Annotated in this window: 10 protein-coding genes; 3 read left to right on the top strand and 7 right to left on the bottom strand. The window is 44.2% G+C overall.

Annotation, left to right across the window (positions count from 1 at the left end):
• The coding region (locus NG798_RS16350) for a DUF11 domain-containing protein (RefSeq protein WP_261224752.1) at nt 1–3,084 on the top strand (3,084 nt) is incomplete at its 5' end.
• Between the two features lie 147 nt (nt 3,085–3,231).
• Here the strand turns inward: NG798_RS16350 and cutA are convergent.
• The 4 genes from cutA to NG798_RS16330 form a co-directional block, all read right to left on the bottom strand.
• The gene (gene cutA / locus NG798_RS16345) at nt 3,232–3,558 is read right to left on the bottom strand and encodes a divalent-cation tolerance protein CutA (protein ID WP_261224751.1); all 327 of its coding nucleotides are present in this window, start codon (nt 3,556–3,558) and stop codon (nt 3,232–3,234) included.
• Between the two features lie 46 nt (nt 3,559–3,604).
• Nucleotides 3,605–3,886 (bottom strand): hypothetical protein, encoded by a 282-nt coding sequence (locus NG798_RS16340; RefSeq protein ID WP_261224750.1) that lies wholly within the window; start codon nt 3,884–3,886, stop codon nt 3,605–3,607.
• Between the two features lie 14 nt (nt 3,887–3,900).
• The gene (locus tag NG798_RS16335) at nt 3,901–4,263 is read right to left on the bottom strand and encodes a DUF2237 family protein (protein ID WP_261224749.1); all 363 of its coding nucleotides are present in this window, start codon (nt 4,261–4,263) and stop codon (nt 3,901–3,903) included.
• A 166-nt stretch (nt 4,264–4,429) separates the two neighbouring features.
• Nucleotides 4,430–4,711, bottom strand: coding sequence for a KGG domain-containing protein (locus tag NG798_RS16330; protein ID WP_261224748.1), 282 nt, complete (start codon nt 4,709–4,711; stop codon nt 4,430–4,432).
• A gap of 456 nt (nt 4,712–5,167) precedes the next feature.
• Between NG798_RS16330 and NG798_RS16325 the strand changes: the two genes are divergently transcribed.
• Nucleotides 5,168–5,839 carry an ABC transporter ATP-binding protein gene (locus tag NG798_RS16325; RefSeq protein WP_261224747.1) on the top strand — a complete coding sequence of 224 codons (672 nt, stop codon included), beginning with the start codon at nt 5,168–5,170 and terminating at the stop codon, nt 5,837–5,839.
• Nucleotides 5,840–5,859: 20 nt separating this feature from the next.
• The gene (gene rsmG, locus NG798_RS16320) at nt 5,860–6,594 is read left to right on the top strand and encodes a 16S rRNA (guanine(527)-N(7))-methyltransferase RsmG (protein ID WP_261224746.1); all 735 of its coding nucleotides are present in this window, start codon (nt 5,860–5,862) and stop codon (nt 6,592–6,594) included.
• A 46-nt stretch (nt 6,595–6,640) separates the two neighbouring features.
• On the opposite strand, the gene NG798_RS16315 is transcribed toward rsmG, so the two are convergent.
• From NG798_RS16315 to NG798_RS16305, 3 genes are all read right to left on the bottom strand, one after another.
• A complete protein-coding gene (locus tag NG798_RS16315; protein WP_261224745.1) occupies nt 6,641–7,396 on the bottom strand; it encodes a superoxide dismutase in 756 nt (251 codons plus the stop codon).
• 60 nt (nt 7,397–7,456) lie between these two features.
• The gene (locus NG798_RS16310; RefSeq protein ID WP_261224744.1) at nt 7,457–8,347 is read right to left on the bottom strand and encodes a sialate O-acetylesterase; all 891 of its coding nucleotides are present in this window, start codon (nt 8,345–8,347) and stop codon (nt 7,457–7,459) included.
• A gap of 108 nt (nt 8,348–8,455) precedes the next feature.
• Nucleotides 8,456–9,637: an aldo/keto reductase gene (locus NG798_RS16305; protein ID WP_261224743.1), complete on the bottom strand. Its 1,182-nt coding sequence runs from the start codon at nt 9,635–9,637 to the stop codon at nt 8,456–8,458.
• Between the last annotated feature and the right edge of the window lie 47 nt (nt 9,638–9,684).

Below are 9,684 nucleotides of genomic sequence, written 5' to 3'. Positions count from 1 at the left end.
CTGAGCACAATTAACCCTGGTGGTACCAGTTCCTACGTTATTACTGTGACAAATAACGGCCCCTCTACTGTTAACAGTCTCACCGTTGCCGATACTCTGCCGGCCGGCTTTATCGCTTCCAGTTATACACCTAATACCGGCACTTACGACTCTACCTCCGGCAACTGGACTAATTTAACTCTAGCTTCAGGACAAAGTATAACTCTTACTATTGCCGGTACCGTTTCCCCGACAGCCACCGGCACCCTAACTAATACTGCCACTGTTTCGCCACCGGCCGGTGTAACTGATCCCAACCCCGCAAACAACACCGCCACCGACACCACCACGATTAACCAACAGGCAGATTTATCCTTAAGAAAAACCGTCAATAATTCAACACCAGCAGTAGGAGAAAATGTCACCTTTACCCTAACAGTAAATAATGCGGGGCCGGCCACTGCAACCAACGTCGAAATTACCGATACATTACCGGCCGGTTTAAACTTTGTTTCTGCATCAAATGGCGGAGTTTATAATAACATAACTAGGCAAATTGTCTGGAATTTAGCCTCAATTGCCAATGGGGGAAATGTACCTTTAACCGTAACAGCAACCGTCAATAATGCCGTCACCCAAACCAACACCGCAGAAATTACAGCCTCCGACCAAGACGATCCAGACTCCATCCCCGCCAATGGCAATTTAAATGAAGATGATTTTGCCTCAGCAACCATCACGCAACAACAACCGGCAGATATATCAGTCATTAAAAGCGTCAACAATCAAAACCCCACCCCCGGACAACAGGTAATTTATACAATTGTTGCCACAAACAACGGCCCCGCAAATGCCACAAATGTACAAATAACCGACCAATTGGCACCGGGTTTAAGATTTGTAAGCGCCACAACAACAACCGGAACAACATATAACTCAGGCACCGGCATCTGGAATATAGGAAATCTTGCCAATAGTGCCACAGCCACCCTCACTATTACAGCCACCGTCTCCACCGCCAACCCAGTCACAAATACAGCCAGCGTCACCAATTCTGATCAAACAGACCCCAATCCCGGCAATAATTCAGCTAGTGTAACTATCCCAGACTTACCGGCAGATTTGGCAATTACAAAAACCGTAGACCGGCCAAATGCTACCCCCTCAGAAACCATTAATTACACGGTGAGATTGACCAATAATGGCCCTGGTAATGCCTCGGATGTGGCAGTCACAGATCAGGTGCCGCAGGGTTTAACTCTGCTTTCTGCAACGGCAACTCAAGGCCGCTATGATGCCACCACAGGCGTTTGGACGGTGGGAAATGTTGCCAATGGTGGCGAGGCGACTTTGACGATTTCTGCCCGCGTTAATACCGCAAATCCGATTACAAATACGGCTTCGGTGACGGCTTCTGACCAAACTGATCCGGTGCCAGAAAATAACACGGCCACTGTCACAACTCCTCAACAAACAGCCGATTTAGTTTTGGCGAAGTCGGTGGATAATCCTAATCCCACCCTTGGTCAACAATTTACTTATACGATAACGGTCACAAACACCGGCGCGGCCAACGCCACCGGCGTACAAATTACAGACCAACTTCCGGCAGGGGTTGGGTTTGTTTCGGCGATAACAAGTGTGGGAAATTATGATAACCGTACCGGCATTTGGAACCTAGGAAATTTGAATAACGGTCAAGCAGCAACTCTGCGAATTACGGCGGTTTTGAATGCTGCCAATGCCACAAATACTGCTTCGGTGACGGCTTCAAATCAACCAGACCCGAATCCTAATAATAACCAAGATAGTGTGACGGTACCGGCAACGGGGGCTGATTTATCTTTGGCAAAAACGGCAAATGTGGCTAACCCGCGTGTCGGAGATACGATTAGCTATACTCTTACCCTCAGAAATTCTGGCCCTAGCAATGCTACTGGTGTGCAGGTGACAGACCGGCTGCCGGCGGGGTTGACGTTTGTTTCCGCGAGTGGAAGTTATGACCCAGCAACCGGCGTTTGGACGGTGGGTACTGTGACCAATGGGGGAACGGCGACTCTGACGATCCAAGCAAGGAAAACTGCGGAGGGGCAGGTGAGTAATACAGCGCAGGTGACGGCTTCTGATGTGCCAGACCCGGATTCTGTGGTTAACAATAATAATCCCAGTGAGGATGACCAGGCAAGTGTGACTTTGCCTCAAGATATTGCAGATTTGTCTTTGAGGAAAACCTCGGATAATTTGAATCCTACACTCGGTACAACTTTTACTTATACGGTAACTGTGCGAAATTCTGGGCCGGCGACGGCGACTGGTGTGCAGGTTCTTGAACAAGTGCCGGTGGGGTTGACGTTGGTTTCTTCTGTGGCTTCGATTGGTACTTATGATCCTACAACCGGCCTCTGGATAGTGGGACAAATTGCCAATGGTGGGAATGCTACTTTGCGTTTGACGGTGACGTTGAATACGTCGGATGTGGTGACGAATACGGCGCAGGTACAGGCCAGCGATCAAGGCGATCCTAATTCGACTCCGGGAAATAATAATCCGGCGGAAGATGACCAGGCGAGTTTGTCTTTGCCAAATAAACCGCGTCTGCGTTTGGTGAAACGGGTAACGGCGTTGAATGGAACGGCGTTTAATGAGGTGGTGGATGATCCGGCGGATACGAATGATAATGCGACAAATTGGCCGCAAAACTTTTTACAGGGTCGCATTGATAATGTAGCGATTCAACCAGGGGATGAGGTGGAATATACGATTTATTTCTTGTCGGATGGTGGGGCGCAGGCTGCTAATGTTAATTTATGTGATTTGGTGCCGGCCGGTTTACAGTTTATTGGGGATGCTTTTGGTACAAATCGTGGTGTTTCGCTGTTGTTGAATAATTCTCAAAATATTTCAACTAATGCGGTTGATGGGGATGTTGGACAGTTTTTTGCGGCAGGTTCTGCTATCTCTGTGCCGGTGGGTTCTTCGCCTTGTCAAGGGGTGAATTCTAATGGTGCTGTGGTGGTAAATTTAGGCAATTTACCAACCGCAACCGGCCCTAATTCAACGAGTTCTTATGGGTTTTTCCGTTTCCGCGCCAGGTTTTTACAGTAGTCTATCTGATACCAGATTTGATGGCAGATGGGATGTTTTTGGGGATGGGCTTTTTTTTTCAACCGCAGCCTTTAGGCAGGCAGGATGCCTGCCCCACTACAGATGAACGTCTGTACTTTTTTAAACCGGCTTTGCTATGACAAATGATTATTGACTATTGACGTTTTCTGATATCCAGTTGAGATAGGGTACAGAACCGGCCAGAATTGGCAGGGCGATAATTTCTGGGGTTTGATAGGAATGCAGTTTTTTGATGGTGGTTTCTAGTTCATCAAATTTAGTGAGTTTTGTTTTGATGAAAAGTTGCCATTCATCATCGCTGTGAATTTCGTTTTCCCAGGTGTAGATAGAATGAACCGGCAGCAAAGTAACGCAGGCGGCAAGTTTGTCAGAAATGAGTTTTTTGGCGATAATTTCTGCTTCTTGTTTTGTGCCGGTTGTTACTAAGACTATGCAGTATTCTGGATTGTTCATTTTTTCTGATTGGTTATTTCGCTAAAATAAACCCAGTCCCCAAAAGCTACTTTTTAGTTTCTCTAGTAAATTGGCCGTTTTTGATGATAATAATATCGTCTTTATCGGCTTCGATGCTGGCCCCTCGAATCGAGATTTTGCATTTTTTATCACAGATATCTGTTTGGGTGGAAAGGGCACCAATTTGGTTGGTAAAGGTGGTGTTTCCCATTTCGATGCGGAGGTTATAGCTGGTTGAATCTTCGTTTTTAATGTCTGTAGCAAGCACATTCATGGGGAAAAGAAGGCCGCTAGTTGTGGTGGTTAAAATCAGGATTTTTTTGAGCATAAAATGATAAGTGTTTAAATAGCGTGTTGTTTGAGTTCGTTGAGGGAGACGAATTCGAGGGCGCGAGCGTGAGTAGCGGCTAAATTGACCTGTGGGGCGCAACCGGCATCGAAGGCTTCTTTCCAACGGGAGGCGCATAAACACCAGCAATCGCCCGGTTTTAAGCCCGGAAATTGATATTGCGGGACGGGGGTGGAGAGGTCGTTGCCTTGCAATTTTGTATATTCGAGAAATTCGGCGGTGACGCGGGCACAAACAACATGAAGGCCAAAGTCAAGGTCGCCGGTGTGACAGTAGCCGTCTCGATAATAGCCGGTGCGGGGGGCGTTGCAGCATAATTGTAGGGGTTCACCGAGGACGTTTCTCGCTTCTCTCATAAGGGTTCAATTTTTGATTTTAAACTTTAGTTTAATGCCTGTTGCTTTTTTTAGGAAGGGGGGCGGATATTTTGATAATTATTATGTTGTTTTACCGAAATGCGACAAAGCCGGCAAGGGTACCGGCTTCAAGGAAAAATGGATTTAATCAAGTTGTAAATAGTGCTTAAGATTTCCCGCCTTTTTTGCCAATTTCTGACATATGGTCGCGGTCTTTACTTACGGCTTCTCCGCCTTTTTTGCCAATTTCTGACATATGGTCGCGGTCTTTACTTACGGCTTCTCCGCCTTTGCGACCGGCTTCTACTGCTTCTTCATGGGTAAATTCGTGAGCGGTGCCTTTTTCGTGAGCAGCTTTACCGCCTTTACTGGCTATTTCGCGTTGTTTGTCTTCATCCATAGAGGCGAAGCCGCGTTTGCTTGTATTGTTGTCGCTTTCCTTAGTCATGGTTCAATTCTGGGGTTGAAACTACACTTTTAATAGTAGGAACTTAAAACCTGTTTTGTTTCTGCCGATAGTAAGAGTTTATTGTGGTTTCTTTAGCCTAAGCTTATAAAGCTTTTTGGGTTTTATATCTATCTGGAGAGAGAATAAAAAAGCCCTTTTTAGACAAGATTTTGAAATAATCAAACGCTCCCATCAATCGCTTTTGATGGGGTCGTTTTTTTGAATAAATTTAATAAAAACAGACGCTTAAACTCATGTTTTTACGGATTAATTATTTTGCTCAATAAATTACAACAAAAATAATAAATAAAAGGGCTATTTTGCAGCACAAAAGTAACAATTGCTTAGTTTAAAGTCGCTTGGGATGAGGATTTATTTTTACCTGACTTGTCGAGGATGTTAGGGTAAGTGATAGAATAGAGAAAATCTACGGCGAAACAACGTTGATCGCATTAAATGCTTTATCTCAAAAATTTGGTTTATCACCCACCGGCCACACCGGCCCCAATTCTGAAATCGATTAATTTAGAAATCGCCCCCCAGCAGTTAGGGTTGGTGATTGGGCCAAGCGGTTCAGGCAAAACAACTCTATTGGAAATTTTAGCAGGGTTGGCAACTCCTACTAAGGGCAAAATTTTTTGGCGAGATCAGGAACTTGAAGCGGAACATTTGCAACAGTTAGGTGGGTTGGTTTTTCAGTTTCCAGAAAGGCATTTCTGCGGCAATACAATTTTACAAGAATTGCGTCTGGGACATCCAGAAATAGGCTCAGAACAAATTAATAAAACTCTCGCCGAAGTGAGTTTAGATCATCTGCCTTTGCACACTTCACCGAATTCTTTAAGCGGCGGACAGCAGCGGCGTTTGGCTTTGGCAGTACAGCTAATTCGTCAGCCACATTTATTGATGTTAGATGAACCAACGGCGGGTTTAGATTGGTCAATGCGCCGGCAATTGGTAAATTTATTAGCAAAGTTAAAAGCCAATTGGAGTTTATTGGTGGTTACTCACGATGCTGGAGATTTGTTGAGTGTAGCAGACCGTTGCTGGACGCTGGAACACGGCAATTTAAAAGCAATTGAACCGGCGCAACTTCAAAAACAAGAATTGTCTGGGGTTAGTTCATAAAGGGGTTTTAAAAAGCATCAATGACTGAAGAATTAACAGCAAATTTGCCTCAACTGCCGGCAATGGATGAGTTGTGGTTAGAAACGCTTTCTTGGCAGCCTTCTGCTTTTCAGCAAGGGCAATTTCAAAAGCTTTATGAGCTTGTTTTGGCCGGAAATGAGCGCTTGAATTTAACGAGAATTTCCCAACCAGATGAGTTTTGGGAAAAGCATTTATGGGATTCTTTGCGGGGGGTTTTTCCAAGCTATAAGCCAGAAGAAAATAGCGATTTTAAAGTAATTGATATCGGCACCGGCGCGGGGTTTCCAGGGTTGCCGGTGGCTATTGGTCAACCAAACTGGCAAATAAAACTGCTGGACTCTACTCGCAAAAAACTCATATTTATCGATTCGGTGCTAAAGGAATTAGGCATAGAAAATGGCGAAACAATTACCGCTAGGGCTGAAGAATTAAACCGGCATTTTGACCACCGGCAAGCCTATAATCTTGTGTTAATTCGAGCAGTGGGTGCAGCATCTTTAGCCGCTGAATATTCTTTACCGTTGTTAAAAATGAACGGAACAGCAATTCTTTATCGCGGTCATTGGACAGAAGAAGAAACACAAAGTTTAGAGCCGGTTTTGAAAAAATGGGGCGGGGAAGTGGTTTTTATTGACAGTTTCACCACCCCTCTCAGTAACAGCATTCGCAACTGCATCCACATCAAAAAAACTAGCAAACCTAAGCAAAATTTGCCGCGTAAATTGAACCCTTAACCCATTCCATAGGGGCGGCTGATTTGGTGACCGCCCCAATCTTTAATTAACCAACCGCTTTAGCAAAACGCTTATTAATTTCATCCCAATTAACAACATTCCACCAAGCTGTTAAATAATCAGCGCGGCGGTTTTGATAGTTGAGATAATAAGCGTGTTCCCAAACATCATTACCCATAATTGGATAATTACCATCCATAAAAGGGCTATCTTGATTAGCTGTACTGGTAACTTCCAACTTGCCGGCAGGAGTGCGAACTAACCAAGCCCAACCACTGCCAAAACGCTTAGCACCGGCATCATTAAACTGCTTTTTAAAGTTATCAAAACTGCCAAAACTTTGTTTAATTGCATCAGCAATTGCCCCTTTCGGTTCGCCGCCACCATTGGGACTCATAATTTCCCAAAACATTGTATGGTTAACATGACCGCCGCCATTATTTCTCACACTTGTGCGGATATCTTCGGGAATTTTGTTAATATCCCGCACTAACTGTTCAGCAGTTTTGCCTTTTAGTTCCGGGTGTTTAGTGATAGCATCATTGAGATTTTTAACGTAGGCTGCATGATGTTTATCGTGGTGAAATTCCATTGTCCGCGCATCAATATGAGGCTCAAGCGCATTAAAAGCATAGGGTAAAGGCGCTAATTCAAAAACCCCTGTATTTTGAGCAACTTGGGTAGGCTTAGAAGAATTTTTGCTTTCTACTGAACTATTCCCCGAAGCATTGCACGCACCGGCTGTGATCGCAGCAACACTTGCAGCCGTTATAAACAGAAAATTTCGGCGTTTTAAACTCATAATCGCTATATCCTCGTAGTTTGACAAACCTTAACAAGGATTCTACAACAAGCCGGCAGATTATCGCCTAGATTTCTGCTGAGTTAGCTGCCAAAACTGATTAGCAAAACGCTCTCCAATCTTTTGATAACTTGCCGTTGTAAAATGTACATCATCTTTTAAGGGTAAATCTCGCGTATAAATCATCGCCGCCGAGGATAAATTCACCTCTTCTTGCTGTCGCTGAACTTCTTGCCAATTAATATATAATTTCGGCGATTTTGTGCTACCAATTTGAGCAAAAACCACAGGTAAATCAGGCTGAGATAAATCCCCGCGAAAATCATCAACAAACCGCGTAAATTTTGCAGCCCACCGGCCCGGAAAAGGCGGAAATTTAGCATTAGGCTTTGGCTTCAAAGCATCGGCTTCGCCTTGGAAAAAAAGCACCCCAGAAATCTTACCTTTTGTGGCTGCAAGTTTAACTCGTTTTAAGCAAGAACCATACAGACTTTTCTCGCTCAAATTTCGCTGCCATTCCGCAATCGAACTACCCCCCTTTGCACAAGGAATTAACCCAATCATGTGATGAGAATTATATTTTAATAACTGCTTTGCAAAAGAAAAAGCCGGACTATAACCGGCATGAAAATCTTGGGAAACCTTATCAATTTGGCCGGTGGCACCATCAACCGGCTCAGCCGCTAAATGCCATTCATAATCATTACCAAAAACAACAATTCTCGCATCCGTTATTTCTGGCAATAACTCACCTCGTCCCGACATATTCGACTGACCGGCCAAAATAAATAAAGATAACTTCCCTTCAAATTCTGACGGAATCACACTTTCTGGACTTGTTTTGCTGAGGCTTTTTTCAATCACCTGATCTCTGGGCAATAAAACTCCAAAAAAAACGCCGGTGAGGAAGATCATTAAAAACTGAAAAAAGCGATAATACATTACTTTCATCTGCTTGCCATCACTCAATACTCAGCCGATACAATCCCTAGACCACTGCTTTTCCGACTTTTGGCCGGCGCTCAACCAGGGGTTTTTAATTTTTATACCTCAAATCGGTCACTCTTGAGACAACCGGCGCACCTCTTCACCCCCCAAAAGCTCGTGAGTTTCTGCCAACAAAGCCGGGATTTTATCAGCATGAGGACTCTTTGCCAAACAAGCTTTTAAATCCAACTCATCCAACTTATCCGCCTTTTTGCCAGGGAACCAATGACCGCCATTTCCTAACAGCCCATAACGCATTTTTCCATACTCAACCATATCATAAGCCAGCGCCAAATTTCGCAACCACAAAATTGCCCCAATATTCAAACCCCCCGGCGTTTCTTCGTGATTTGGCAAACCCACTTCCCAACTTTTTACCCAATCTTCCCCTAACTTTGCCGCCATTTCTTTTTCCAAACGGTCGATAATTACCGGCAAAAACTCCTCCGCCTTATCCAGCAAAGGCAAAACCTTTATATGCTCATCAAAATCACTTGGCGTCGCCGCACCGATAGACAAAGTATGCACCTGTGGATAACTCAAACAAAACAAATTATTAAACACAATAGGACTCAAAGGCCGGCATAATTCCACCAACTTATCCGAAGGCTTATAAAGCATCCCCCCCTTATTGGAAGGGCTAATAATAAAAACCCCCAAATCCCACTTATTTGCCGCCTCAATTGCCGGCCAATTTCTTTGATTAATATAGTACCAATGCAAATTTACATAATCAAACGCATCGGTCTCAATTGTTTTAACAATAACATCCGTAGATCCGTGAGTAGAAAAGCCAATAAACCTTACCTTTCCTTCTGCTTGCAACTTTCGCGCCACATCCAAACAACCCCCCGGACGCACAGACCAATCTAATAACTCCGCAGTATTAATACCATGTAGCGATAATAAATCAACATAATCTAACTGCAAATAAGCCAAAGACTTCTCAAAAGTCTGCAAAAACTCCTGGGGATTTTCATAAGGACTAACCTTTGTTTGTACAATCAATTTTTCTCGGTCAAATTTCGGCAAAATTTGCCCTAGCTGCATTTCCGAAGTTCCATAACCGCGAGCCGTTTCAATATGATTAATTCCCAATTCCAAAGAGCGTTTAATGGTCGCTTCCAAATTTTCCTGGTTATCCGTAGGAATATCAGAAGCCGGTACATCTTGCCACTTATATTGATAGCGCATTCCCCCGCAAGAAAACACCGGCATTTGTAACTCTGTGCGGCCAAAACGTCTGTACTGCATTGGTGATTAGTAATTAAAAATGTTTCCCTTCTAGCCTACCCCGAAAC

The sequence above is a fragment of the Ancylothrix sp. D3o genome (assembly GCF_025370775.1).
Lineage (GTDB): Bacteria > Cyanobacteriota > Cyanobacteriia > Cyanobacteriales > Oscillatoriaceae > Ancylothrix.
This window is presented reverse-complemented; position numbering and strand designations above follow the sequence as displayed.

Excerpts from the sequence above, each read along its gene's own strand:
- NG798_RS16330 (WP_261224748.1), bottom strand. The coding sequence starts at position 4,711 with ATGACTAAGGAAAGCGACAACAATACAAGCAAACGCGGCTTCGCCTCT.
- NG798_RS16310 (WP_261224744.1), bottom strand. The coding sequence starts at position 8,347 with ATGAAAGTAATGTATTATCGCTTTTTTCAGTTTTTAATGATCTTCCTC.
- NG798_RS16305 (WP_261224743.1), bottom strand. The coding sequence starts at position 9,637 with ATGCAGTACAGACGTTTTGGCCGCACAGAGTTACAAATGCCGGTGTTT.
- NG798_RS16315 (WP_261224745.1), bottom strand. The coding sequence starts at position 7,396 with ATGAGTTTAAAACGCCGAAATTTTCTGTTTATAACGGCTGCAAGTGTT.
- NG798_RS16340 (WP_261224750.1), bottom strand. The coding sequence starts at position 3,886 with ATGCTCAAAAAAATCCTGATTTTAACCACCACAACTAGCGGCCTTCTT.
- cutA (WP_261224751.1), bottom strand. The coding sequence starts at position 3,558 with ATGAACAATCCAGAATACTGCATAGTCTTAGTAACAACCGGCACAAAA.
- NG798_RS16335 (WP_261224749.1), bottom strand. The coding sequence starts at position 4,263 with ATGAGAGAAGCGAGAAACGTCCTCGGTGAACCCCTACAATTATGCTGC.
- rsmG (WP_261224746.1), top strand. The coding sequence starts at position 5,860 with ATGACTGAAGAATTAACAGCAAATTTGCCTCAACTGCCGGCAATGGAT.
- NG798_RS16325 (WP_261224747.1), top strand. The coding sequence starts at position 5,168 with ATGCTTTATCTCAAAAATTTGGTTTATCACCCACCGGCCACACCGGCC.